General features: G+C 49.2%; 20 protein-coding genes. 5 read left to right on the plus strand and 15 right to left on the minus strand.

What is annotated here, in order from left to right:
- Positions 1 to 14: 14 nt before the first annotated feature.
- From ACO05Z_RS14050 to ACO05Z_RS14065, 4 genes are all read right to left on the minus strand, one after another.
- Complete coding sequence (locus ACO05Z_RS14050) at positions 15 to 1,103, minus strand: FUSC family protein (protein ID WP_421902797.1); 1,089 nt, start codon at positions 1,101 to 1,103, stop codon at positions 15 to 17.
- Positions 1,093 to 2,196 carry a hypothetical protein gene (locus ACO05Z_RS14055; protein WP_421902798.1) on the minus strand — a complete coding sequence of 368 codons (1,104 nt, stop codon included), beginning with the start codon at positions 2,194 to 2,196 and terminating at the stop codon, positions 1,093 to 1,095. Before ACO05Z_RS14055 ends, ACO05Z_RS14050 begins: the two co-directional genes overlap by 11 nt.
- Before the next feature lie 134 nt (positions 2,197 to 2,330).
- Positions 2,331 to 2,852: a type 1 glutamine amidotransferase domain-containing protein gene (locus tag ACO05Z_RS14060; protein WP_421902799.1), complete on the minus strand. Its 522-nt coding sequence runs from the start codon at positions 2,850 to 2,852 to the stop codon at positions 2,331 to 2,333.
- A 130-nt stretch (positions 2,853 to 2,982) separates the two neighbouring features.
- Positions 2,983 to 3,393, minus strand: coding sequence for a rhodanese-like domain-containing protein (locus ACO05Z_RS14065; RefSeq protein WP_421902800.1), 411 nt, complete (start codon positions 3,391 to 3,393; stop codon positions 2,983 to 2,985).
- Positions 3,394 to 3,560: 167 nt separating this feature from the next.
- Between ACO05Z_RS14065 and ACO05Z_RS14070 the strand changes: the two genes are divergently transcribed.
- On the plus strand, positions 3,561 to 4,148 hold the full coding sequence (locus tag ACO05Z_RS14070; protein WP_421902801.1) for a TetR/AcrR family transcriptional regulator: 588 nt from the start codon (positions 3,561 to 3,563) through the stop codon (positions 4,146 to 4,148).
- An 82-nt stretch (positions 4,149 to 4,230) separates the two neighbouring features.
- Here ACO05Z_RS14070 and ACO05Z_RS14075 read toward each other — a convergent pair whose 3' ends face one another.
- The 3 genes from ACO05Z_RS14075 to ACO05Z_RS14085 are packed head-to-tail and all read right to left on the minus strand — an operon-like array spanning position 4,231 to position 6,825.
- Positions 4,231 to 4,995, minus strand: a complete 765-nt coding sequence (locus tag ACO05Z_RS14075; RefSeq protein ID WP_421902802.1) for an amino acid ABC transporter ATP-binding protein — start codon at positions 4,993 to 4,995, stop codon at positions 4,231 to 4,233.
- The gene (locus ACO05Z_RS14080) at positions 4,996 to 6,030 is read right to left on the minus strand and encodes an ABC transporter permease subunit (protein ID WP_421902803.1); all 1,035 of its coding nucleotides are present in this window, start codon (positions 6,028 to 6,030) and stop codon (positions 4,996 to 4,998) included.
- Between the two features lie 3 nt (positions 6,031 to 6,033).
- Entirely contained in the window at positions 6,034 to 6,825 is a 792-nt protein-coding gene (locus ACO05Z_RS14085) for an amino acid ABC transporter substrate-binding protein (protein WP_421902804.1), read from the minus strand.
- A 351-nt stretch (positions 6,826 to 7,176) separates the two neighbouring features.
- Between ACO05Z_RS14085 and ACO05Z_RS14090 the strand changes: the two genes are divergently transcribed.
- Both ACO05Z_RS14090 and ACO05Z_RS14095 read left to right on the plus strand, forming a co-directional pair.
- Positions 7,177 to 7,599: an Hsp20/alpha crystallin family protein gene (locus tag ACO05Z_RS14090; RefSeq protein ID WP_421902805.1), complete on the plus strand. Its 423-nt coding sequence runs from the start codon at positions 7,177 to 7,179 to the stop codon at positions 7,597 to 7,599.
- A 20-nt stretch (positions 7,600 to 7,619) separates the two neighbouring features.
- On the plus strand, positions 7,620 to 10,115 hold the full coding sequence (locus ACO05Z_RS14095; RefSeq protein ID WP_421902806.1) for a Lon protease family protein: 2,496 nt from the start codon (positions 7,620 to 7,622) through the stop codon (positions 10,113 to 10,115).
- A gap of 103 nt (positions 10,116 to 10,218) precedes the next feature.
- Here ACO05Z_RS14095 and ACO05Z_RS14100 read toward each other — a convergent pair whose 3' ends face one another.
- The 3 genes from ACO05Z_RS14100 to ACO05Z_RS14110 all read right to left on the minus strand — a co-directional run bounded on the left by ACO05Z_RS14100 (position 10,219) and on the right by ACO05Z_RS14110 (position 16,030).
- Complete coding sequence (locus tag ACO05Z_RS14100) at positions 10,219 to 12,384, minus strand: methyl-accepting chemotaxis protein (protein WP_421902807.1); 2,166 nt, start codon at positions 12,382 to 12,384, stop codon at positions 10,219 to 10,221.
- 212 nt (positions 12,385 to 12,596) lie between these two features.
- A complete protein-coding gene (locus tag ACO05Z_RS14105) occupies positions 12,597 to 13,703 on the minus strand; it encodes an acyltransferase family protein (RefSeq protein WP_421902808.1) in 1,107 nt (368 codons plus the stop codon).
- Positions 13,704 to 13,864: 161 nt separating this feature from the next.
- Positions 13,865 to 16,030: a methyl-accepting chemotaxis protein gene (locus ACO05Z_RS14110; RefSeq protein ID WP_421902809.1), complete on the minus strand. Its 2,166-nt coding sequence runs from the start codon at positions 16,028 to 16,030 to the stop codon at positions 13,865 to 13,867.
- 224 nt (positions 16,031 to 16,254) lie between these two features.
- On the opposite strand from ACO05Z_RS14110, the gene ACO05Z_RS14115 reads away from it, so the two are divergent.
- Entirely contained in the window at positions 16,255 to 16,974 is a 720-nt protein-coding gene (locus ACO05Z_RS14115; protein ID WP_421902810.1) for a phosphorylase, read from the plus strand.
- Between the two features lie 50 nt (positions 16,975 to 17,024).
- Here the strand turns inward: ACO05Z_RS14115 and hpnH are convergent, their stop codons facing one another.
- The 5 genes from hpnH to ACO05Z_RS14140 form a co-directional block, all read right to left on the minus strand.
- On the minus strand, positions 17,025 to 18,041 hold the full coding sequence (gene hpnH / locus ACO05Z_RS14120; RefSeq protein WP_421902811.1) for an adenosyl-hopene transferase HpnH: 1,017 nt from the start codon (positions 18,039 to 18,041) through the stop codon (positions 17,025 to 17,027).
- 39 nt (positions 18,042 to 18,080) lie between these two features.
- Positions 18,081 to 18,800 carry a hypothetical protein gene (locus ACO05Z_RS14125; RefSeq protein WP_421902812.1) on the minus strand — a complete coding sequence of 240 codons (720 nt, stop codon included), beginning with the start codon at positions 18,798 to 18,800 and terminating at the stop codon, positions 18,081 to 18,083.
- Positions 18,800 to 19,579, minus strand: coding sequence for a phosphate/phosphite/phosphonate ABC transporter substrate-binding protein (locus ACO05Z_RS14130; RefSeq protein ID WP_421902813.1), 780 nt, complete (start codon positions 19,577 to 19,579; stop codon positions 18,800 to 18,802). The genes ACO05Z_RS14125 and ACO05Z_RS14130 overlap by 1 nt, the downstream gene beginning before the upstream one ends.
- 4 nt (positions 19,580 to 19,583) lie before the next feature.
- Positions 19,584 to 22,280: an MMPL family transporter gene (locus ACO05Z_RS14135; RefSeq protein ID WP_421902814.1), complete on the minus strand. Its 2,697-nt coding sequence runs from the start codon at positions 22,278 to 22,280 to the stop codon at positions 19,584 to 19,586.
- A gap of 147 nt (positions 22,281 to 22,427) precedes the next feature.
- The gene (locus tag ACO05Z_RS14140) at positions 22,428 to 23,810 is read right to left on the minus strand and encodes an aspartate aminotransferase family protein (RefSeq protein ID WP_421902815.1); all 1,383 of its coding nucleotides are present in this window, start codon (positions 23,808 to 23,810) and stop codon (positions 22,428 to 22,430) included.
- Positions 23,811 to 24,014: 204 nt separating this feature from the next.
- Here ACO05Z_RS14140 and ispH point away from each other — a divergent pair, with 204 nt between their 5' ends.
- Positions 24,015 to 24,863 (plus strand): 4-hydroxy-3-methylbut-2-enyl diphosphate reductase, encoded by an 849-nt coding sequence (ispH, locus tag ACO05Z_RS14145; RefSeq protein WP_421902816.1) that lies wholly within the window; start codon positions 24,015 to 24,017, stop codon positions 24,861 to 24,863.
- Positions 24,864 to 24,918: the final 55 nt, after the last annotated feature.

Raw genomic sequence — 24,918 nt, forward strand, 5'->3', positions numbered from 1 at the left:
TTATCTCCTAATTACTATTCCCGCCCGTAGCGCAGATCATGCATCCGCTTTCCGGCTCTGCGGATTTCACCACCAAGGGCGCGAATGTTCCAGATGAACGCTGAAATATTGTTACGCCGCTCAAGGGGCACATCCTCAAAATCACCACGCACACGGGCATCCCCCACTGCAGCCATGAAGTTATCGATAGCCTTATCAAAATCAGGCTCATCCGGGCAATACTCAGGAGTCAGGGAATAGCATTCCAGCCACTCATAGTACTCTGTTGTTGCGCCCAGAACATCAGCCATACCATCAGCAATGGACGGTAACGGCCCTCCATATCCCCGACGGATAATGGTCGACATGGTCATGAGCAGACTATGCATACGGGCGAACGTACGGAGCAAACGGGTTAACTCACTACGCTGCCAGCCCTGCAAGCCCGGTTCAGCAGCGGCCTCACGGAATGACTCCGCACAGGTATCGAGCATAGTGGAAGCTTCAATACGGGTCTCAACAATCTTAGCTTCAGTGATTCCGCCATGCAGATACGATTCAGAAAGAATCTTGAAATGCGTGGACTGTAACTCCACCAGAGTCGCCATTTTCGCCCGCAGATTTTTACGCGCCATATTGGGCCAGACTCCAAATGACGCAGCAACACCAATCGCTATACCCAGCACAGTATCCAAAATCCGCTCAACCCCGAACTGCCAGCCGTCAGTAAAAAGCACGCCTAGCAGCAGGATCACTCCCACAGTCAAGGAGCAGGAAAAAAAAGTATAACTGAAGACCCGAACAAGGATCATCAGAAAAAACGATAATACAATCAGTCCGGCAAGGACCGGGGTTCCGGGCTCAAGAAAGAGAATCCCCACCCCGATTGCTGCGCCGATAACCGTACCCCAGAGCCGTTTCCAACCGATACGCAAAGTACCGCCCACAGACGGACGCATGATCACAATCACACTGATCGGCAACCAGACCGCATGGCGCAGCTCCAGAAAACGGGCAGCCACAATGGCAAAGGTAATCGCTGCCGCTGCCTTGAGAGCATGGCGAAACGGAACCGAATCCCAGCGGAATTCTTTTTGCAAGGTAGCAAATGCATCAGCGAACACTGCAAGCCCCTCCTTTGCAACAGAGCTTGCTCATTTCAGCGAATTCCATGCTCAAATTGCGTAACCCATAGATTGCACCCCAAGCCTCAAGAAACTCATTGCGCAAGCCGTCATCACGCTTATAGGCCCCCAGCCGGAGCAATTCACTTTCAAGTTCGGCAATCCCTTCATCAATGCCACGCAGGTCAACTCCGCCCTTCCCAGTGGAAAGGCTTGCCGCCAGCACATCGAAGGCTACAGAACTACGTCCGGCAATATCACTGAATTTGAAACGCATATCCTTAAAGACCGGACTATGTTCGGCAAACTGGCGGCTGTTAGCCAGTCCGACCACCGCCTCAATCATCCGTACCAGCAGTGCATACAAGGCCGAAGGACCTTCATAACTGCCAAGCTCCTTAACCGGGTCCACGTTCATGGCTTCCATAAACCGTCGATAACGACGCACGGATTCCACAGACCGTTCATGGATTTCGGCGATCTCTTTTAAATCAGCCTTGCTGCCCGTGGACGAAGCCACTGCACGGAAGTAGTCGCCGATATCAGTCAAGGCCACTGCACCTGCCCGAGTAAGAACCTTTTCAGGCTTCATGGGCCAAAGATAAAAAAGAAAGAGATAGGATACCGTTGCCCCGAAAAGAACCGCACCGGACCGTTCCAGCCCGACAAGCATCGTACCCGGCGAGGTTAAAGCCAGCAGATTGACGATAAGAGTCCCGATAGCGGCAGTTGCTGCTGCTACACCGAGAACCGGAGCAAAAAAGACCGCAAAGGCCAGCATAAACAGGTAAATTTCCAGCAGTATCGAATAATTACCGACCACCGTTGAAACAGGGACAAGGCACATCACCGCAAAGGCCAGCCAGCGGGCCACAGCTTTGCGCTTGGCGAGGGTGCTACCTGCACGAAAAACAACCACCACCATGGAGCCGTAAACCGACCATTGCAAAAATTTGGTGCTCATGCCCACCAGATAGGCCAGCAACAGCGCAACAAGACAGGCACAGATAGACTTGGCCGCGTATTTGGTCATGAACAGGCCCGGATCAATCGGCCTGATAAATATTCTGTAAAATTCTGAGATTAGTTGCATATAGAGAGAAGCCTCCGGCGGCCTTTCGGGAACCAGAGAACCCTTTTGAAAAAGGGTTCTTTGGACTCTCCTAAAACTTTTATTATGCTTCGCGTATAGCGCGGGGAGGCGTCATAATAAAGTAATATTTTTTGCTACTTGGCTGCCAACTTGATTATCTCTCGGCAGAAAGCGGGCAGATCATCCGGTTTACGCGATGAAACCTGATTGCGGTCTACAACCACTTCCTCGTTAACCCAAGTAGCTCCGGCATTTTCAAGATCATCTTTGATGCCGGGGGTGGAAGTGCATTTATAACCAGTCATGATCTTAGCGGAAATAGGAATCCAGCCACCATGGCAGATATGGGATACAACTTTTCCGGCCTCGTGGATTTCACGGGTAAGCTCCAGCACTTTCGGGTCGCGGCGCAATTTATCCGGGGCAAAACCGCCGGCGATCACCAACAGGTCGAAGTCATCCGCATTCATGTCATTGATGGCTGCGGTGGAGCGGAAAGGATAGCCGTTCTTGCCAGTGTAGACCTCGCCATATTCCGGTCCGGCAACAATAACTTCCGCCCCCTCTTCTATCAACCGATAGTAAGGATAAAGCAGTTCCATATCTTCAAAAACATTATCAATAAACATCAGAACACGCTTTCCGTTCAATTTCATGATATGCTCCCTATGTTTCATGTTTATTAAAATTGCTGCCCATCAAATAACACAAAATCAAATAAAAAAAGACCGTAATATCATGAAAGATATTACGGCCGAAAAAGCAATTTCCCATATGCAATGGGGGCTAGCCTATCTCAAGGGGCCTGTCTTCAGCATTCCATGCATCCATGCCACCCTTCAGAATCAAAACGTCCCTGTGGTCCTGCTCTACCAACTTACGCGCCGCCAGTTGACAGACAAAACCGAAATAACAAACCACAACAAGCTGCTTTTCATCCGGGATGTTTGGACAATCATCTTCAAATAAAGTGATGGGGTAATTCACTGCTCCGGGGATATGACCGAATTGAGAATAGGTGTTCGCAAGCCTGCAATCAACAATAGCTATATTCTTTCCCGACTCAACCATACCCCAGACAGCTGCTGAATCTGTCACCCCGTAAGTCTGTTTCCTGAACTTTGCAGCCACATACCTGCGGGTTAAATTCCACCACCCTTCCAGCGGTAATTCCTGCTTATGCCAAATCAATTTCATATATTACCTCGCTTTCTCTGTTTTCGTTGACGATTTGCGGCATTTGATGAACCATTTACGATAAACAACAGGCCAGACAATATTTGTTCTGATCTGGAAAACAAGAAACTGTAATCTCAAATAGACCAAGCTTGGACAAAAACGATATTTTGTCCCACTGAAAGGACATGAACGAGAAAAAAGGGAAACGACAGGCTGAACGCAGTCGCAGGCAGATCAAATTTGCCCTGCAGGAATTGCTGCGCCATAAAAATTACGGAGATATATCCGTTGGCGAAATAGTCGAACAAGCGGACGTGGGCCGTTCAACCTTTTACCGCCACTTCAAAGGCAAAGCCGACGTCATGATCGACCTGCATGCGGATATGTTTCAGACAATGTTTGCTCAAATACATACCCCGGAAGATTGGCTCGCTGGAGATACGTCTAAAATCATATGCAGCATGTTTGATACTCACCTCAGCTCTTCGAACTTTAAAACATCCCTTGCCGATAACATCGGGGCCGACCTCGACTACATCATGCGCGGAGTTATCGATCTGCTGGGCAAGAGTATCCAGTCCGGCCTTGAAAAAACATTCACGGGCACAAAGCCCCACGTCCCATTCGCAGTGACCGCCAGCAGCATTGCCGGTATCTACAGCATGACTTTCATGTCATGGAAAGGGGCATTCCCGGAAATTTCAGGGGAAGAACTTGCAGGCCATGTGCAACGCTTGATCGGGGCGGTTGTCAAAGAAAGTATCGCAGAATAAAAGAATCCCCCGACTCATCAAGCCGGGGGATTCTTTTTAAACTTACGAAGTAGCGAAGCCCTAATAAAAAAGTTTGGGATTCCTACAAAAGCTTATCCATAAACTCTTTAATTCGCGGATGCTGAGTCTCGGCAGAGAAAAACTCTCCGGGAGTTCCCTTGGCGATGAAATCGCCGGTTTCCATAAAGATTACGGTATCGGCAACTTCACGGGCAAAGCCCATGTTGTGGGTAACAATGACCATGGTCATGCCGTCGTCGGCAAGTGAACGTATGGTATCGAAAACCTCACCGACCAGCTCCGGGTCGAGAGCTGATGTAGGCTCATCAAAAAGCATCATCTTCGGCTTCATAGCCAAGGCACGGGCAATTGCCACACGCTGCTTCTGCCCACCTGAAAGGGTCACCGGATAGACGTTGGCGCGATCGGAAAGCCCGACCTTTTCCAGCATCTGAAGAGCAACCTCACGGGCTTCTTCCTTAGACTTGCCAAGTACAGTCACCTGCCCTTCCATAACGTTCTGAAGAACAGTCATGTGCGGGAAAAGGTTAAACTGCTGGAAGACCATGCCGATCTCGGAACGCAGTGCACAGAGATTCTTCTGGGAATCAAGGACCGGGTTGCCGTCTTTGTAGACGTAGCCGCAGGGCTTGCCTTCAAAATGGATTTCCCCGGAATCAATAGTCTCAAGGAAGTTCATGGTCCGCAGCAGGGTTGATTTACCGGACCCACTGGGGCCGACGATAACCACTTTCTCGCCGCGAGCAATCTTGAGGTCGATATGGTTGACCGCAGTAAGACTGCCGAACTTCTTGACGATTGTTTTGAGTTCTAAAATTGTTTCCATTTAGCGCCTCTCGTATACCCCGACCTTGTATTCGATCTTCTCGAAAAAGAAGGTGAATACGGAGGTAAAAATAAGATAAATGACAGCAGCCATTACCAGTACGGTCACGTTAAAATATGCATTGAACATCTGGTCCGCAGCACGCATGAGTTCGACCATGGCGATGGTGGAAACCAGTGCGGTATCCTTGATCAATGCGATGAATTCGTTGGCAATGGGCGGGATGATCCGCTTGTATGTCTGAGGAATGATGACCCGGCGCATGGTCTGGCCGTAAGTCATCCCCAAAGCTTTAGCCGCTTCAGTCTGACCGTCATCAATGGACTCGATACCAGCCCTGATAATTTCAGCAAGATATGCGGAATAGTTAATCCCCAGACCGATAAGTGCCGCAGCCAGCGGAGACAGGGTAATGCCGATTGCAGGCAGACCGTAATAGATAAAAAAGAGCTGCAGCAAAAGCGGTGTGCCGCGGAAAAACCAGATAATAAACCAACTGAGAGCCATAAACGGCTGCATGCGGCTGATCTTGCCAAGGGCGATGAAAAGGCCCCCGATGGGTGAAACGATCATAGTAAAAAAGACCAGCAGCAGGGTCATGGTCGCGCCCTTGAGCAGATTGGGCATGAATCGCTTACAGTCCTCAAGGGTCTTCTGCCATTCAGGCTTGGTCTCACGATCAAGGGAGGTCAGGAAATTTTTCGCTTCCACGTTGTCCGGGTAAACGGCAACAACCTGTTCGGCGAATTCACGGGCTTTGCCCGGTTCTTTCATGGAATAGCTGATGCGCGCCAGCTGCATGCGGGAATAAACAAACTGCCCGTCATCCCCTTCAGGACCGGGAGCGGGAACCTGCTTAAACAAAGACTGAGCCTGATCAATCTGACCTACGGTCAGGGCATCACGGGCCTGCTTGAGCAATACGTCAGCGTCAACAGCGGCTGAAGATACAGCCGGAAAAATCAGAAGTGCAAACAGCAGAAAGAGCGAGGCAAGTGCCCCGCTCTTTCCGAGTTTATTATTTGAATTAATCATTTCTTACCATTTAGCGGGGTTGGTGACATCTTCACCAAACCACTTGCGGGAGATTTTACCCATTGTTCCGTCTGCGATCATAGCGTCAATGGTCTTCTGTACTTCAGCGCGCAGGGAATCTTCACCCTGGCGGAAAGCAATACCGAAAGCTTCACTGGTGATGTAACCGGGAAGCGCAACGTATTTACCGGGACGCTGGGCCATGGAGTAACGGCCTGCGATGTTATCAACAACTACGCCGTCAAGACGACCGGATTCGAGGTCAAGCAGAGCTTTAACGTTGGTGTCGTACTCGCGGATTTCCTTAGGTGCAGGCTTGAGGGATTTTGCAGCCTCAAGAGCGGGGGAACCTTTCTGTACGCCGACAACTTTGCCGCCGAGATCTTTGTGAGCCTTGATGGACTTGTTGCCCATTGCGATAACGGCGATCTGGCCGTCCATGATGTAAGGCTTGGAAAAAGAAACTGCTTTTTCACGCTCGGGGGTGATGGTCATGCCGTTCCAGATACAGTCAAATTTCTTTGCATTCAGGGAGTGGATAACGCCGGACCATGCAGTGGGCTGCCATACGATTTTGATACCGAGGCGTTTACCAACTTCTTCTGCTGCGTCAACGTCAAAACCAACCAGAGTTCCATCGTCCTGACGAAAGCCCATAGGGGCAAAAGTGTCATCAAGACCGATTACAAGCTTACCTGCTTTCTGTACTTTCTCGAGAGAACCGTCACCTGCCATTGCGGTGGTTGCGAATGCCAGCATCATTGCAACCATAAGAATAACTAATACCCTTTTCATGCGTCACTCCTAAATGAAAATGTAAATTTCCGCTCCTGTAACATTTAAAAAGGACACAACGGAAAACACTTCCATTCTGACTTTTTAAAATAAGAAGCGATGAACGGAATAGCTCATGAAGCGGGAACATGCAAGACTGTATCCCCTCAAAAACAGAACTTAGCACCCCTTTTTTATCAAAAATGTGAGTATCATGCCGCAAAAATGCTATTTTTACGCATCCAAATTCCGGTTATTACAAATACAATCTCTTTTGCACTTTCTAACTGCAAAGCGGTTGCTAAACTTTTTACCCATATGTTAACTTGGAATTAACTGATATTCCCACCTGTTCTAACAAGGAGACTGCACATGCCTAACCTTACTTCGTGGGGAAGCCGAGAACTTGAAAGATTGAAAACCGATATGGACAGGCTCTTCAACAGCCTTTGTCACGATTACGGCATCCCTTCAGTTTGCGGAATAATTGACTGCACACCACAAACCAGTATGCGGGAAGATGGTGAATCACTTGAAGTGAGTACCACTATGCCCGGTTTTCAGGCCGAAGACCTCGAAGTTAAAGTAACTGAGACTTCCATGACTATTTCAGGGGAAAAGAATGTTACTTTTGAGGGAGGCCGTCAGACCAATCATTTCAAAAAAACAGTCCCGCTGCCCTGCCGGGTGGACCCTGACAATGTAAGCGCAACCTTCAAAGACGGAATACTGAGAATCGTACTCCATAAATGCGTAATCAAGCCTCAAAAAGTTATTTCCATAACCGCTGAATAGCCATCAGACCGGAGACTGCCATGACTAGCATTCTGAAAGACAGAGAACTGCCGCTTGAAAAACTGAGGTGGACCCTTGACCCGGAAGAACTGCCCTTCAATACCACTGCAGACCTAGACCATGAAGACGAAATCATCGGCCAGTGCCGGGGTGTTGAGGCCTTCCGATTCGGTATGGGAATGGGACTCAAAGGATACAATATTTTCGTTACCGGACCTGCCAACACAGGAAAGCAGGCCACGGTAAAAAAAATGCTCACAGAGCTTTCCAAAACGGACAAAAGCCCGGATGACCTGCTTTACGTTAACAACTTCAAGTCCACTGAATCGCCGATCCTTATTCGCATGCCAGCCGGAGAAGGTGCGGTATTCAAAAAACTCATCCATGACTTTCTGGAAGGTATCAAGCGCGAAGTTCCGCAGCTTTTTGAAAGTCAGGAATACATGGCCCGCAAGAATGAAATCATTGAAATGCACGAAAAGCAGACTCGTGAATTCTTCCAAGGCATTGAAGAGAAGGTTAAGGATTCAGGACTGGTTATCGTCAACATGCAGATGGGCCATTTCCAGCGTCCTGATGTTGTTCCGCTGGTGGATGGCGAACCTATCCGCATGATCCAGCTGGAAGAAAAGGTCGAAAAGGGCCGCTTCCCGCGTGATGAATTTGACAGGCTCAAGGAAAAGCAAAAAGAGCTCAAGGAAGAAATCGACAATATCCTCGCACAGGTCCGCAAACTTCAGAAAGAAGTAAAGAAAAAGAGCGAAGACGTGGACAAGCTCATGTTCATGACCCTTGCTCAGGATCTGATCAGCCCCCTGCGGGAAAAATACAATGACAAAAAAATTCTCAAGTACTTTGAGGCCATGCTCGAAAACATGAGTGACGAGCTTGATTCCCTGCGCATGATCGGCAAGAAGCCGCAGGCCGGGGAAGCAGGCATGATGTTCATGCCTCCTCAGGCTGACGCCATCCTCCATCCGTATAAGGTCAATCTGCTGGTGGATAACACCGAACAGGACAGTCCTCCGGTGATCTTTGAAGCCTACCCCACCTACCGCAACCTGTTCGGCTCCATTGAAAGGGTCATGGACAGGCACGGCGGCTGGCGTACAGACTTCACCAAGATCAAGGCCGGGTCATTCATCAAGGCCAACGGCGGCTATCTGGTCATCAACCTCATGGACGCCATTGTGGAGCCGGGAGTCTGGCCGACACTGAAACGGTCACTGAAGACAGAAAAAATCGAAATTCAGACCTTCGACCCTTATTACTTCATATCCTCCACCGGACTAAAACCGGAACCTATTGATATGGACGTAAAAGTGGTTGTACTGGGTGAGCCTTATCTCTACCAGCTGCTGCGTCATTACGATCCCGATGTGCCCAAGATTTTCAAGGTCCGCGCGGACTTCGAAACCTCCATGGACCGGGATGCGGATGCCATCAACTCGGTATCCAATTTCATCAGCCGTATGGTGGAAAAGGACGATCTGATGCCATTCGACCGCTCAGGAGTTGCCGCCATCATTGAACAGGCCGTGCGCATGTCCGGTAGGCAGGAAAAGATAACCACAGCTTTCCCGATGCTGGCCGACCTGCTGGGCGAAGCCAGTTACTACGCAGGCCGCAACGGCTCCACTGCCGTGGAAGGAAAGCATGTAGTCCAAGCCCTTGAGGCTCACCGCAAGCGCTCGAACCAGACTGAAGAACGGTTACAGGAAATGATCGACCGCGGCAGCATCTACGTTGATACCGACGGTGCGGTAACCGGACAGGTCAACGGTCTGGCTGTATATTCCATGGGCGATTACTCCTTCGGTAAGCCATCACGCATTACCGCTGTAACCGCCATGGGTAAGGGCGGCATCATAAACATTGAACGCGAGGCCGACATGTCCGGCCCGACCCATAATAAAGGTATATTCATCCTCTCAGGTTTCCTGCGCCGCCAGTTCGCACAGGATAAGCCGCTCTCGCTGACCGCCAGTATTGCCTTTGAGCAGAACTACGGCGGAATCGACGGAGACTCGGCTTCATCCACCGAACTATACGCCCTGCTCTCTTCCCTTGCGGAAGTTCCCATCCGGCAGGACATTGCTGTCACCGGATCAGTAAACCAGAAGGGCGAAGTCCAGCCCATCGGCGGGGTCAACCAGAAGGTGGAAGGATTCTACCTCTGCTGTAAGCATGCCGGACTGACCGGGAACCAAGGGGTAATGATCCCCGAACCCAACGTTAAGGATCTCATGCTGCGCACGGAAGTTGTAGACGCTGTCCGCGAAGGCAAGTTCCATATCTGGTCGGTGGAAAACATCGAGCAGGGAATCGAGATTCTTACCGGATTGGCAGCAGGAGAAAAGGATGCAGAGGGCAAGTATCCCGAGAAATCCATATACGGAAAGGCGGATGCAAGGCTCGTCGATCTGGCCGAAGGACTCAAGAACTTCGGTGTCAGTGAAGATGAGAAGGATGAGAAGAAAAAGGAAGGCGGCGCTAGCTGCGGGTGTGGCAAGTAAGGGCACTTCGCATACAGCTCGCTTAGACTACTAAAAAACAACCCGGCAATATCTTGGACGATATTGCCGGGACTTTTTTTATTTAGTTTCTGTTCTGTAAGAGTTAAGAGTTACGCAGCTCTTCAATCAGCCCGGTCAGTTGCTCACCTAAGCGCATAAGTTCCTCAACTGCTGTAGCTGATTCACGCATAGCTTGAGCATTATCGTTAGCAATGAGATTTACTTCCTCTATGCCACGGTTAATCTGCTCACTGGCAGCAGACTGCTCTTCAGATGCAGTCGCGATACTACGAACCTGCTCCGAAGTGGTCTCAACAATTTCAACAATCTCTTCAAGGCTTTCACCAGCCTTACTCGCTAGCTCAGTACTGGAAACTACCATTTCGGCAGCATTACCCATCTTATCGATGTTACGACGGGTTTCTGTCTGAATTGAATGGACGGCCTGCCCCACTTCCTGAGTGGCCTGCATTGTTTTCTCAGCCAACTTGCGAACCTCATCAGCAACAACTGCGAACCCACGCCCAGCATCACCCGCGCGCGCAGCCTCAATAGCAGCATTCAAGGCCAACAGGTTGGTCTGGTCGGCAATATCTGTAATTACGTTAATTATTTGTGAGATACCGTCGGCATGCCCACCCAAAACATCAAGCCCTGAGACCATTTCTTCAGCATGCTTATTTACTTCTGATATAGCTGAGACCACATTAGCAACAATTTCTCCACCATCTTCCGCCTTGTTTTTTGCATCCAAGGCACTCTCAGATGCATCACCGGCATTACGGGCTACCTCCAGCACACTGGCATTCATCTGCTCCATGGCTGTTGCAGATTCTGAAGTACGTTCACGCTGCGTCTCAGAACCACGGTTGGACTCATCAATCTGGGCAGTCAGTTCTTGTGTTGCACTGGACACCTGCGAGACGATACCAGCAAGCCTTTCTGCAGCCTGCAACATACCTTCACGTTTGGCATTCTCTGCCTCAGCTCGAGCCTCGTCCGCTTCTTTAAGTGCAATTTGTGCTTTCTCGGTTTGATCCTGAGCCTCTTGCGCCATTTTTTCAGATTTGGATATATTCTCAACTAATCCACTCAACATTTCCCGCAAAGCAGCGTTCAGATCCAACAACTCACCGCCGAACAGCGAATCATCAAGCCGGACGTCCATATTTCCGCCTGCGACCTCTTTCGCGGCACCAGCCATAATACCAATGGGTTTTGAAATTGAACGGGCAACAAAAAATATCGCTATCAACACAACTACGAAAGCAAAAACACCGATAAGTATTAAATCATTAGTCAGACTTTTCGAACTAGCGAGAATTTTATCCAATGGAGCACTGACAGCAAGAAACCAACGCTGGTCTATTCCAGGAAATTCCACGGGGACATATTGAACCATGGAAATAAGCCCTGTAGCAGCGGCCTTGCGCAACTCAAAGTATGGCTCGCCGGATCTAATTGCCCCCTTCAAAGCAGCTTCGTCCTGAAAGGAAGCTACATCATAAATATTTTTACCTAAAAACTCCTCTTTCGGATGGTAGATAAAATCTCCACTGGGGGTCATGAGCCATGAATACCCAGTTTCATACGGGCGGATTTTTGAAACAAGATCCATAATACTGGTAATAGGCAAATCAGCGCAAAACACGCCTTTGAAAACACCGTTCACCATAATCGGCGAACAAATACTGATCATGGACACGTCTTTCCCGCCGACTTTGTAGACATAGGGGTCAGTTATAAATATCCGACGCAACTCCTTCGGCTTCAGGTAGTAATCCCCATCTCCGGGAACATCATAGCCCACTAACGGGTCCACTTTGATTGCGCCGCCATCCCTATACACATAAGGAACAAAACGACCACTAGCGTCGTGATTTGGGGTTCCAGCATAAGATGAATCCTGCCCGTCAAAAGCATTCGGTTCCCAACCAACACATGCTCCAACATATTCCGGATTTCCTGCAACAAACCCTTTAAGCATGGCAATGACACTATCACGGCTCAAATTCTTATCTTCTGACTTGAGTCCACCAAACGCCTCAGCGAAACCTTCCGCCTGATTTTGAGCTTTAGCTACGTAAGCCAGAACTTTTTCGCCATAAGTACTTGCGAGTCCGTATAGTTCCCTTTCGGCAACATCTTCAATCGCAGCAGAACTTTTATAAGTGGCTACAACTTCAATGCTTACCAGTGTTAGCAACAACAGTGCGGCCACAGGGAGTAAAATTTTATACAGCATTTTTAGATTTTTGAACCAATTCATTATCCCCTCCTTTTATTTATACCCCGAGAAATATGACCATACTGACAAGCTAAGATTTAGCAGACTCAGAAAGTTCTACTGATTACATTTTAGAATACATCAAAAAAAGCAAGAAGTCATAAAAACACATTATGTTTTTGAAACAAAAAAACGCCCAATCTTACAAAGACTGAGCGTTTAACGAAAACCAATTCAAATACAAGAACAGGGAATCAAAGAACAGAAGAAACTCCCTTCACTTTCTTCAAAGCCACTGTCAGTACCCAGCAACTAATTGTCGATCCGAGCAGCAGTATTGGGGCCTTGATAAATGGCGATGCATTCATACTCAGCAAGTAATAGGCTCCGTAATAGACAGCCAGAGAATGGAAGATATAAAGCCCGTAGGAACTGGCGGAAAATGATTTCCAGAAATCGCTGGAGCTGTTCACAAAAATTTTAAACAGAGCCACTCCGGTCATGAGTGTGCTGTAAGCAAAGACATTAAAACCTAAAGCATTACCAAGCTGGACAGGTAACTCAGTTCCTCTGGCGTGCATCATTCCTTTAAATGTAAGATAAACGACCGCCGAAACGAGACACACTATCAACCATGGCAGCAACCGTGGGGTGTACCCCTGTCTGGTAAACCAGTTGCGCTTCCAAGCCAGAATGCCGAGCCAGAAATAAAGCAGATAAACAAACAGACGCAAGGGCTGAAAAACAATCAGGTAGTAATCAGTAATCCATGTATCTACAGGGAAAAACTGATTCATACCCAGAAAAATTACGCTTGTTATTGTGATGAACAAGATAGATAGCAGTGGGGATGGATTGCGGCTTACTCGTGGCGGACCCTGCAAACTGGGGAAAAGATTGTAACAGCCGCTGAGGATTATATAAAACAGGGTCAGCAGACCGAGAAACCAGAATACAGACTGGCTGTACATGGTTGTCCAGAACGGACCGGACCAGAACTCCACGAAAGAAGGAGCCTTGCCCCTTGAAAGCAGGATCATATACATAGCAGGGGGTGCGAGAAACAACACGCCCAACACCCACGGTATAATGATACGCTTGAACTTTCCGACCCAAAATCTGGGCATCCCATGCTTCTGCAACGAAGGCAGAGCAAAATACCCGGCCAGAAAAAACATTATCGCCATGATGGGGACATCAATAAGCATCACCGCATAGGTGAAAAACATACTCTGGGCCGGATCAACAACAAACCACCACTGCGGCGCAAACTTCATGTAGCAAAGAGAAACGTGCAGTACTACAACCAGAAAGATAGTTACAGCGCGTAGGTTATCGAGAAAGAACATTCGCTGATTCATAACGTAAGAACCTCTTAACTAAACGATTGTATAAACTAGTTCTGATTATTCCCCTGTTAATTTCAAGTCAACCATTATCAGACAAGGGACCGCTCACCTACCAAACAGAAAGGGCCGGGGGAAAATCCCCCGGCCCTTGAATATACTTATGGCTTATGTAGCTAAGACCTACGTAGCTCTTCGATAAGTTCAGTAAGCTGCTCACCGAGATGCATGAGTTCTTCCACTGCTGTGGATGATTCACGCATGGCCTGCGCATTGTCATTGGCAATGAGGTTTACCTCTTCAATGCTGCGGTTGATCTGCTCACTGGCGGCAGACTGCTCTTCGGAAGCTGTGGCGATACTACGTACCTGCCCTGCGGTCTCCTCGACAATCTCCACGATACCCTGAAGCGCGTCACCGGCCTTGTTGGCAGACTCAGTGCTGGCGGAAACCTCGGCTGCAGCCTTGGTCATCCCGTCAATATTCTCACGGGTACCGCTCTGGATGGCGGAAATATAATCTCCGACTTCCTTAGTGGCATCCATGGTCTTTTCAGCCAGCTTACGGACTTCGTCGGCAACAACCGCAAAACCGCGTCCTGCTTCACCTGCACGAGCAGCCTCAATTGCAGCGTTCAAAGCCAACAGGTTGGTCTGGTCAGCAATATCTGTGATCACATTCATGATCTTGCCGATCCCGTCAGCCTGCTCACCGAGCATACCCAGCCCTTTTTCCATCTCAACGGTCATACCCTGAACACGGTTAATACGCTCAACTACGTCGTTAACTATGCTTCCGCCATTTTCGGCTTCAGTACGGGCGTTATCCGCAGAATCGGCAGCCTCAGCAGCATTACGGGCAACTTCCAAGACACTGGCATTCATCTGCTCCATGGCAGTGGCAGACTCGGCAGTTCGCTCACGCTGGGTTTCGGACCCGCGGCTGGACTCATCTATCTGGGCGGTGAGTTCCTGACTTGCACTGGCAACCTGTGAAACAATACCTGCCAGCTGATCAGCTGCGTGGAGCATGCCTTCACGCTTGGCATTTTCAGCTTCTGCCCGGGCCTCGTCAGCTTCTTTAAGGGCCACCTGAGCCTTCTCGGTCTGATCCTTGGCTTCCTCAGCCATCTTTTCAGCTTTGGAAATGTTTTCCACCAGACCGCTCAACATGGCTCGCATAGCAGAATGCAGGTCTTTAAGCTCTCCACCAAAAATGGAGTCATCAAGGCGAATATTAAAATTACCGCCGGCAACTTCCATGGCCCCACCGGTAATAACCCCAATAGGCTTGGAGATGGAACGGGCTACAAAGAAAATTGCAATCATGACCAGCACAAGGGCAATTCCGCCCATGGTCAAAAGATCACGGGTAAGAATATGCGCGTCTGCAAGAATTTTATCCAGGGGGGCGCTGACAGCAAGATACCAGCGCTGCCCACTATCCTTAAATTCAATGGGCACATACTGAATCATAGATCTCTTACCATTCGCAGCAGCCACACGAATCTCAAAAAAGGAGTCCCCACCTTCTAATGCCCGACGTAAATCATCTTTATTTGAGGACTTATCAACGTCAAACATATTTTTACCAATACGGTCCTCATTGGGATGATAGATAAAATCACCATCAGGCATCATCAACCAAGCATAACCTGTACCGTAAGGACGAATCTGGGAAACAAGCTCACTAATGTTAGTAATAGGCATATCCACGCAGACAACCCCGAGAGGACGGCCATCAAGCATGATCGGCGCACCGATAGTGGTCAGCATGAGACGCTTACCGTCAACATCGTAAGGATAGGGAGGAGTAATATACGGTCTGCGCCTTTCAATGGGCTTCAGGTAGTAGTCACCATCACCGGGAATAAAATATTCTACCAGCGGGCTTACTTCAATACCGCCTCCGGTCCGATAAATATACGGGATATGACGTCCGGTTTTGTCATGCATTTCGGTATTAGCGAATTCCGCATCACGACCGTCAAAAGCATTAGGTTCCCATGCGTTACTACCGCCGATGAAGTTCTCATCTCCTTTAACGAGACCGACCATCATGGCAATAGCTTCAGAGCGGCTCAGCGCAATATTCTCACGCCTGAACTGAGCAAAAGTGCTGGCTACCCCCTTAGCCTGCCCCTGCGCATAGTCCATATAGTTGAGGATTCTACCGCTATATTCTCCAGCGAGGGCGGAAATTTCTTTTTTTGCAACCTTTTCAATAGCTTTTGAACTACTGTCCATTGCAAAATATTCCATACTACCCAAAGTCAGCAGCAACAGCGCTCCGACCGGCAGCATGATCTTGTACATCATTCTTAAATTTCTGAACCATTTCATCCAGTCACCACCTTAATTAAAGTTATAAATGAAACCCTCACTATAACCCCGTCGCGCTAGTTATTTTCATTTTCGCTATGTGTCAATATTGACGTTAAATGATGTTTAAGTCGCACTAGAATACGTGTTCGGCAATTTTTTAAATTAATTTACATGTAATTCGAAAACTTTACCCATTTTCATATCTGATCTATCATTCACATAGACTCAGAAAAGGACAAAAAATGAAATTAAAAAAAATCGCTATAGTCGCGGCCATGGAACAGGAAGCTCAAGCTATTTGCCCTGCACCGCAACATGAAAACCTTGGAAAATTTCCTATTCTCGCTGGAACCCTAAAAAGTACCACCAGCTATCGCTGCATTGTTTCCGGCATCGGGATTGCCCGTGCTACCGAGGCTGTAGAACTGCTTTGCACTGAAAAACCGGATTTAATCCTAAGTATCGGTGTTTCCGGAGGATTGGCTGCCGGACTCGAAGCTGGAACACTTGTAACGGCTACAAGCATTCACTCCGATATTGCAGAACTTGATTCATGGTTTGAGAGCGACGAGGATGCAAAACTACGCAGTGAATTGATTCCCAGCTGTGGGGAGACTCAATGTGGAAAGCTGATTACTGCCAAGGAAGCGGTGCTCACCCCGCAAGACAAATTGTTCATGCATGAGCGAACCGGAGCATTAGCCGTGGATATGGAATCCATAGCAGTAGCGCAGACTGCAAAAAAGAACGGAATCCCCTTCGGTTGCATCCGTGCCATCAGCGATGACTCAAAGAGGGGTATTCCGCAGGAGTCCCTTACCGGAGTGGATGAAACAGGCAAGACCCAACTCGGCCCGATCCTCAAGGCCATCATGAAACGCCCCGGCTTGATTTGCGAGCTGATCCCCATGGGCAGGGATTATTCAAAGGCCTTGAAGGGGCTGGGAAAAATTTTCAAATAAAAAAGGCCCGTTGAAGAAAACTTCAACGGGCCTTTTTTGATTGTTCTAAACTATTTTACACTTACACCTTTCAGGGCAAGCATAGCTCCTTTAATAGGACGCCTTACGGAATCAGCAACCGCTGTGGGTTCAAAACCGCAGTGAACCATGCAGTTTGCGCAGCGGGGATCGTTGCCCACGCCGAACTTATCCCAATCGGTCTGTTCCATAAGTTCCTTATAGGAAGAAACAAACCCGTCTTCGAGCAGGTAGCAGGGACGCTGCCAGCCATGCACTGAACGACAGGGGTTACCCCACGGAGAGCACTTATAGTCCGGCTGGTTACCGGCGAGAAAGTCGAGATAAAAGCTGCTGTGGCTGAAATCCCAATTCTTATTCTTACCGATGGTGAAAATTTCACGGAAAAGCTTTTCACTCTGCGGGCGAGTCAGGAAAGCATCCTGATCTTCTGCTGCCTCGTAGCTGAAGGCAGAGGAAAGGGTCATGCCGTCCACGTTAAGGTCCATGAGAAAATCAAAGAACTCAGCAGCCTTTTCAGCAGTCTGCCCACCGAAAAGAGTGGTGTTTGTGTTTACCCGGAAGCCCTTGGATTTAAGCAATTTGATGGCACGTACTGCAGAATCAAAAACCCCCTGCTTGCAAACGACCTTGTCGTGAACTTCAGCAGGACCGTCCAAATGGAGGTTGAAGGTCAGGTACGGGCTGGGCTTGAACTCGTGGATGCGCTCAGGCATGAGGATACCGTTAGTGCAGAGGTATACGAATTTCTTACGCTTAATCAGCTCACTGACGATAGTCGGAATCTCAGGGTGCAGCAACGGCTCACCACCGGGAATGGAAACAATGGGTGCACCGCACTCTTCAACAGCATCAATGCATTCCTGAACGGAAAGACGCTTGTTGAGAATTTCCGGCGGCTGGTTAACCTTACCGCAACCTTTACAGCGCAGGTTGCACTGAAAGAGGGGTTCGAGCATGAGCACCAGCGGGTAATGCTTGTTGCCTTTAAGAGTCTGAGTGAGAATGTATTTACCGAGTCTTGCTACTTGAATTGCAGGAATTGCCAAGGTCTTAACCTCATTTCCGCCGCATGGGGGCGGGTTGTATTATTCAGCTGTCTTTTGGCCCTCACAGACTTTGACCAGCTTTTTACAGGAATCAACTTTTAATAATTTTGCATCAAAGCATTTGCTTTGCAGGGCCTTGTCATAATGAACGCAGGCTTCCTCAACTTCGTCGTCTTCCAGCAACGCAGTTGCAAGGCCAAGACGATTCATGGCGAAGTCCGGCGCGACATTAACGGCCTTTTCGTAATATTCTAAGGCATTGTCCATATCACCGATGCTGATGGGCGCGGACGGAGCTTTCAAGTAAAGCTCGCCCAGAAAACGATCCGGGCCTCCGTGATCAACTTCCGGAGAAAGCTTGGACGCTGCGATTGCTTCTTGCTCCATACGGGGCACAAGGTCAAGGCCCTTCATGGGAGCAAGCTGAGCCTCTTTAGCAATTAAATAAGCCAAAAGATAGTGCCCCAGACCGGATTGAGTATTTTTAGCCAGATATTTTTCCAATTTTGCCTGTGATGATTTCGCATAATCGGCACTTTTAACCGCTCCGCTTTCCAGCAACCATGCAGAACAGGCCGCTCCCTGCAGGATATCTTTATCCTTGAGGGAATTAGACAGCACTTCCGCCTGCGCCCGCGAACATGGTTTCCAAAGCACCACCCCGTCAGCTTCATATTCAAAAAGAGGCAGGTCATACTTCGCGGAACAACCGCAAATAAACATCACCAACAATAGAGGAAAAAGATGCAGCCCTTTCATTATTCCAAATCCTTGTCAGCAGGATTGAAACCGGAAGTCTGCAGCAGCTTGAGCAGATCCTTTGCAACCGGGTCCTTGTCCATATCGAAAAGTGTTGCCTGCAAACGGAAAGCGTCATCAGTGGTCTTGCCGAACCAGACTACCGGACTGTTGGGCAATTCCGGGGAAGTATAAATAACCTTAGTCCCGGAATAGCGGTCTGAATCCTTGATCACAGAATACTGCACCGCATCAAGCACCACGCCGGATATTTTCCCTTTATTAACCTTACGGAGCATGCGCAAGGCCTTGTGCGTACCTTCCACGGTAAATTCTCCACCCTTTTTCCCGCCGAAGAGAACTTCAAGTGACTTTGGAGTATAAAGCATGGAGCCGTAAACGGTGCCCTGAACTGCTTCCGGGGAATCAGATCCATTGGCAGGAACGATCAAACGCCAGATATCCTTCGCCATCCCCTGCGGCAGTGTCGATGCTACAGGGGTCATGGAAAATTTCGCTGAATAAGTTTTAAAGAAAGTCAGCCCGCAGATGGACCAAGCCGGCTTATTCTTGCCGAGGTAATCAAGGGCCGCGTTCAGGTCGTTGTAATAAACACCCTTCACTTTCTCACCCAATTTTGCGGAAAGGTATTTAGCCAGTTCATCCATAACCGGCTGCGCTTCGGCAGTGGTTCCCGGCTGACCGGGCTGAATAATAGCGAAATCAAATCTTCCAGCAAAAGCAACAGAACTCAGCCCAAGACCCAGAACAAATACAAGTATGATAATTCGTCTGAACATAGAATTACTTTCCTTTAATCCTTTCAATCAGTCTGAACACGGCAGGTAAGACCACCATGCAACCAACAAGACAGGTAGCGGAACCGGTAACCATGATCCCGCCCAGCGAAGCAAGGCCGCGGTGGTGGGCCAGAAGCAGCCCCCCGAACCCGATCATGGTTGTACAAAAACTAAGTCCCACCGCCACCGGAGTACTGGTGTGGTATAAGCGTTCTCCTTTGGAAAGCTCCTTCCAGCGGGCCAGAAAATGAACCCCGCCGTCAACACCGATGGCGATAAGTACAGGAATAGCAAAGAAATTGGCTAAATTAAAGCTCAGTCCGGTCATTCCCATGATCTCCAGTAGCCAGAAAATGCCGGCAAAAAGCGGGACAAGGGTCAGCAATACGTAACTGATGCTGAAAGAACTGAGGAACAGGATAACTGAAACCAGAATAATGGTCAGTCCGGCAGCCTCAAGGAATGTCTCCCGCATGAGCAAGGATGATTCAAGAACCACCACCGGAACCCCGGTAACTTCAGGGTCGATCTTACGCAGGTCAGCTACGAATCCGGTCAGCTTATCGAAATCCCAAACATTCTCCACCGGAGAAATCTTGACCATGAAACTGCCGTCCTTACCCACGTAGAGGGACCGCAAATGCTCGGGTAAATCATCTGGGGTAACGGACTGCACTTCCAGAATTTCCTTGAGCCAAGCAAAAGAGCTGGAAAGTTCACTGACCAAGCGGGCCTGCAGCGGAGTCAGATTAACCGCATCCGCGGGGTTCTTCTGCAGGATTTCAAGGCAGGAATCTGCCCGGTCAATGATTTCACCAACCTTATCCAACTCATCCTTTGCACCGGCAGAAAAAAGTTTTTCCTCCAGCCCTTCAAGGGATTCAATCAGATTTTCAAGAGAGGTTACAACCTCTGAAGGCACAAGATGCGAGTTACGGGCATCAAGATTGATTCCCTGCAAGACTTCGGCTTCACCGCGCAGGATATCTGCTTTTTCTTTTTGCCCTTCAGGCAGGAAATCCAGAATGGATTCAATACGTCCTACGGAAGAGACCTGCTTAAGTTCCCCAATCAATGATTTGACAGATTCAAGGTCCGGGCGGGTCATTACTGCGAACCATGTGGATTCATCGGAATCGTCGATCAACACGTGTTCATATTCAACGGACTCCAGCCCCTTGGCCTGCAACTCCAACAGGTTGTAATTGAATCCGGCCTTCTGAAAACCGGGGAAAGCCAGCGCGGTAAGCAGGCCGAAAACGAGCAGTACTGTTACCGGGCGGGAAATGACCTTTTCCATGAACGGCAAGGTAGCCATACGCGGACGGGAGGACGGAAACCAGTTGCGCCTGCCCGCGATGAGCATTGCAGACGGCAGCACGGTAAGCATGGCGATCAGACAGAATATGATCCCCGTTCCACCCACAAGGCCCAGTTCGGCAAGGCCGACAAATTCCTGGCCCAGCACGGCATAAAAAGCACAGACCGAAGTCAAGCCGCCCAGCAAAACTCCGGGGCCGGTATGGACAAGAGCTTCTTCCACCGCCTCATCCGGGGACATGCCGGAATCGGAGGCCTCTACATAGCGCATGACAATGTGGATACCGAAATCCACCCCGATACCGACCAGCACAAGAGCAAAGACAATGGATAACAGGTTCAGGCTGCCCAAGGTGACCAGCGTAAAACCAAAAGTCCAAGCCATAGCGCAGAACAGCGACCCCATAACCAGCATGGGCCGCAACCAGCCATGGAGAATAAACATAAAAAGCAGGCCGACCACAATTACCGAGATGATGGCCGCAATGGTCATATCCTGATCCGTGGTGTGCATTTCGTCAGCAGAAAGCACAGGACGTCCGGTCAACCCGGCTTCAACTTCCGGATATTCTGCACGCACTGTCTCCAGCGAAGAACGCACGAAATGCAAGGAAGGCCCGATCACATCCATGACCCGGAAATCCTTCTTGGGCAGAATGCGCATTATCAGCAGCTTATCGTTGCGAGTAAAGAAATACTGGATTCCAGCCTTATCCAGATCAAAGACCGGAGCATTCATAGTTTCAAGAGTAGGCCCGGAAACAAGGGAGGACTGCATCTCACCCACAAGGTTATCCAGAGCACCGATGAACGGACCAAACATTTCCGGATTGGCACTACCGCCCTTTTCGCCCCCCTTCTCTCCATCAAGCAGCCCTGCGGTCATATCCAGAAAACGGGAAAGCCCCGGAGCTTCTAACCATTCCTTACCGAGCGGACCAAAATCACGTGCAAGGCTCACAAACTGGCGCAACTCGTCCGGGGAAGCAAACATGAGCACTCCCGGCCCCATGTCACGGGCGGACATGGCATAATGCACTTCCTTAACCAGATCGGGACGTTTCTTAAGCTTTGTAGCAAGGGTCGAGGCGAACTGCGCGGCTTTAGTTTTACCAGCTTCAGTTCCCCCTGTCTTAATGACCACGAACATATATTCCTGATCACCGAAATTCCTGATCTGCTCAAGATTGCGTTTTTGAAAGGGAAGTTCGTGGGAAATGAGGTTATCCTGGTCGCTGTCCAGCTTGAGCCAGAGAGCGGAAGAACCAGCACAGACCGCAGCCAGCAAAACAGCACAGATTACAATGGCAACGGGTGCCTTGCGGACCAGCTTCCAGATGGAGCGGATCAATTTCTCTAAGAAATTATAAAAAATATTCATTAAATTGTGCCCGCTGCGGATGGACCAACAGGGGTCTTTTTTTAGGCGTGGCAGATAATTAAAGGAGGCAAATCATCGTACATTGTACAATTTGCCTCCCATAATATCCACGAATTTCGGTTTTCCGTATAGAAATGGTAAGTCTAATTACGAAGTTTTAGCAGTACGGATACCGAGATCCTTAACGGTTTTCCATGCAGAGCCGGTAATTTTGTGCGCTTCCTTAAGCACATCATCCATGGCAGCGAGGAATTTATCAACATCCTCATCGTTAATCATCAGCGGAGGCAGGATCTTAACGGTATCAAGACCATGCCCGGCAACCTGACTAAGAATGTTATGTTTTTCGAGCAGCGGCATGGTGATCATCTGGCAGAAAAGATCATCATTCATTTTGTGCAGCAGCTTCCAGCTGGCTTTGAGGGCCATAGATTTCGGCTCACCGAACTGCATGCCGACCATGAGTCCTTTGGCACGGACTTCTGTCAGCATCTCGTACTTATCGGCAAGTTTCTGCAAACCTTCTTCAATGCGTGCCCCCATCTTGGCAGCATTTTCCACCAGATTTTCCTTTTCAAGAATCTCAAAGGTTGCCAGCCCTGCAGCCATGGCCAGATCGTTCTGCCCGAAGGTATTGGAGTGGGCAAAGCAACGCTCCATGGAATCAAAAATCTTACCGTGAATCTCACGGGTGGTGAGAATAGCGCCAACGGGGATGTAGCCCCCGGAAAGAGCCTTGGAAATAACCAAGATATCCGGCTGCACGCCCCAATGGTCTACTGCGAACATCTTCCCGGTACGGCCCATGCCGCACTGAACTTCATCGGCGATCATGTAAGTACCATACTTGTCGCAAAGTTCGCGTATACCCTCAAGGTAGCCGTCTTCAGGTACGAAGACGCCCTTACCCTGCACGGTTTCAAAAATAAATGCGCCCACATCACCGCCTTTGAGCGCTTCTTCCAAAGCCTCAAGGTCGTTAAACGGCACAGGCACACAATCAGGCAGGAGCGGCTCATTACGGTCGCGGAATTCGCGGTTGGCGTTCACAGAAAGTGATCCGAGAGTCAACCCATGGAATGCGTGATGACAGTGGACCAACTTGTGTTTACCGCTGGCCTGACGTGCGAATTTAAGCGCCCCTTCAACCCCTTCAGTACCGGAATTGGTAAAAAAGACGGCTTCAAGGTCACCGGGAGCAAGCTCAGCCAGTTTTTCAGCCAGCATGCCGGACATGACCCCGAGGTCCATCTGCACGATGCTGGCGGTTTTCTCATCCATAACTTCCTTAAGGACGTCGGCAACATAAGGATGGTTACGCCCGATGTTGTAGACACCGAACCCGGACAGGAAATCAAGAACCTTAACGCCCTTTGCATCGGTCAGGTACGCGCCCTCGGAAGAAACGTAATTGCGGTCATAACCGATAACTTCCAGAACCCGCACAAACTGGGGGTTTACATATTTGCGGTGCAGCTCGTAAGCTTCCGCCATTCTTTCTCTATATTTATTAACTATCTCAGAACTCATTTTATCAGGCTCCAATTTATTCCAAATATTAACTGCAGAATTATTTTGGGGGAAAATACTCCCCTTCACCCTTGTGGTCAATGGGTTATCCCTAGGTTAAGACCAAAACAAGCTTATTGCCAAACGAAACGATGAAATGTAATATAAATAAGTTAAACCGAAAACAAAACGGCGACACTTGCCGTGAATTATATGGAGGCCGAAATGGTTGAAGTTATCAGGGCTAAAACAGCCGGATTCTGCATGGGCGTTGACCTCGCCCTCAATAAACTTGATTCGCTCATTGAAAAAGACGAAGACAGGAAAATATATATTTTAGGGCCGATTATCCACAACCCTCAGGTTCTTGAAGATTACGAGAAGCAAGGCGTTGTTACCGCCAAGACCCCGGAAGAAGTACCTGACGGTGCCTACGTGGTAATCCGTGCCCACGGCATTCCCAAAGCAGTGGAAGAAGACCTGCGCAAACGCGGAGTGAACGTTATTGACGCCACCTGCCCAAAAGTAAAAAAAGCACAGCTGCTCATCCAGCGCAACACCGAGGACGACCGCGTACTGCTCCTCTACGGCGAAGACAGCCACCCGGAAGTAAAAGGCCTGCTCAGCTACGGCCCTGCTGGCCCACATCTTTTTGATTCCCTTGAAGAGCTTCAGGCCATTAATCTGGACCCGAATCAAAAATACTGCCTCGCAGCCCAAACAACTCAGGACCGCGCGGTTTACGAAGACTGCATCAACTACCTTGAAAGCAAAGGTATTGATTTCGTGACCCTGAAAACCATCTGTGACGCCACCCGCCAGCGTCAGGATGAAGCCATCAAACTTTCCGGCGAAGTAGACCACATGATCGTTGTGGGCGGCCGTATTTCCGGCAACACCCGTCGCCTTGTGCAGGTTGTTGAGACCGCAGGCACCAAATGTACCCACGTTGAAATTGCTGACGAACTTCCCCTTGAAGGCCTCAGGGATATGAAAAAAATCGGCCTCACCGCCGGGGCTTCCACTCCTAAGCGTCTGGTGGACTCCATCCAGCAGATTCTGGAAGACCTGTAAGATTATTAAAGAGCACAAAAAAGGCCCGCAGTTCATTGAGAACTGCGGGCCTTTT

The organism is Maridesulfovibrio sp., assembly GCF_965230075.1.
In the GTDB taxonomy this organism is placed as follows: Bacteria; Desulfobacterota; Desulfovibrionia; order Desulfovibrionales; family Desulfovibrionaceae; genus Maridesulfovibrio.

Bases quoted from the DNA above. Each gene is read 5' to 3' on its own strand.
- ACO05Z_RS14055 (WP_421902798.1), bottom strand. From the start codon at position 2,196: ATGCAACTAATCTCAGAATTTTACAGAATATTTATCAGGCCGATTGAT.
- ACO05Z_RS14060 (WP_421902799.1), bottom strand. From the start codon at position 2,852: ATGAAATTGAACGGAAAGCGTGTTCTGATGTTTATTGATAATGTTTTT.
- ACO05Z_RS14065 (WP_421902800.1), bottom strand. From the start codon at position 3,393: ATGAAATTGATTTGGCATAAGCAGGAATTACCGCTGGAAGGGTGGTGG.
- ACO05Z_RS14070 (WP_421902801.1), top strand. From the start codon at position 3,561: ATGAACGAGAAAAAAGGGAAACGACAGGCTGAACGCAGTCGCAGGCAG.
- ACO05Z_RS14075 (WP_421902802.1), bottom strand. From the start codon at position 4,995: ATGGAAACAATTTTAGAACTCAAAACAATCGTCAAGAAGTTCGGCAGT.
- ACO05Z_RS14080 (WP_421902803.1), bottom strand. From the start codon at position 6,030: ATGATTAATTCAAATAATAAACTCGGAAAGAGCGGGGCACTTGCCTCG.
- ACO05Z_RS14085 (WP_421902804.1), bottom strand. From the start codon at position 6,825: ATGAAAAGGGTATTAGTTATTCTTATGGTTGCAATGATGCTGGCATTC.
- ACO05Z_RS14090 (WP_421902805.1), top strand. From the start codon at position 7,177: ATGCCTAACCTTACTTCGTGGGGAAGCCGAGAACTTGAAAGATTGAAA.
- ACO05Z_RS14095 (WP_421902806.1), top strand. From the start codon at position 7,620: ATGACTAGCATTCTGAAAGACAGAGAACTGCCGCTTGAAAAACTGAGG.
- ACO05Z_RS14100 (WP_421902807.1), bottom strand. From the start codon at position 12,384: ATGAATTGGTTCAAAAATCTAAAAATGCTGTATAAAATTTTACTCCCT.
- ACO05Z_RS14105 (WP_421902808.1), bottom strand. From the start codon at position 13,703: ATGAATCAGCGAATGTTCTTTCTCGATAACCTACGCGCTGTAACTATC.
- ACO05Z_RS14110 (WP_421902809.1), bottom strand. From the start codon at position 16,030: ATGAAATGGTTCAGAAATTTAAGAATGATGTACAAGATCATGCTGCCG.
- ACO05Z_RS14115 (WP_421902810.1), top strand. From the start codon at position 16,255: ATGAAATTAAAAAAAATCGCTATAGTCGCGGCCATGGAACAGGAAGCT.
- ACO05Z_RS14125 (WP_421902812.1), bottom strand. From the start codon at position 18,800: ATGAAAGGGCTGCATCTTTTTCCTCTATTGTTGGTGATGTTTATTTGC.
- ACO05Z_RS14130 (WP_421902813.1), bottom strand. From the start codon at position 19,579: ATGTTCAGACGAATTATCATACTTGTATTTGTTCTGGGTCTTGGGCTG.
- ACO05Z_RS14135 (WP_421902814.1), bottom strand. From the start codon at position 22,280: ATGAATATTTTTTATAATTTCTTAGAGAAATTGATCCGCTCCATCTGG.
- ACO05Z_RS14140 (WP_421902815.1), bottom strand. From the start codon at position 23,810: ATGAGTTCTGAGATAGTTAATAAATATAGAGAAAGAATGGCGGAAGCT.
- ispH (WP_421902816.1), top strand. From the start codon at position 24,015: ATGGTTGAAGTTATCAGGGCTAAAACAGCCGGATTCTGCATGGGCGTT.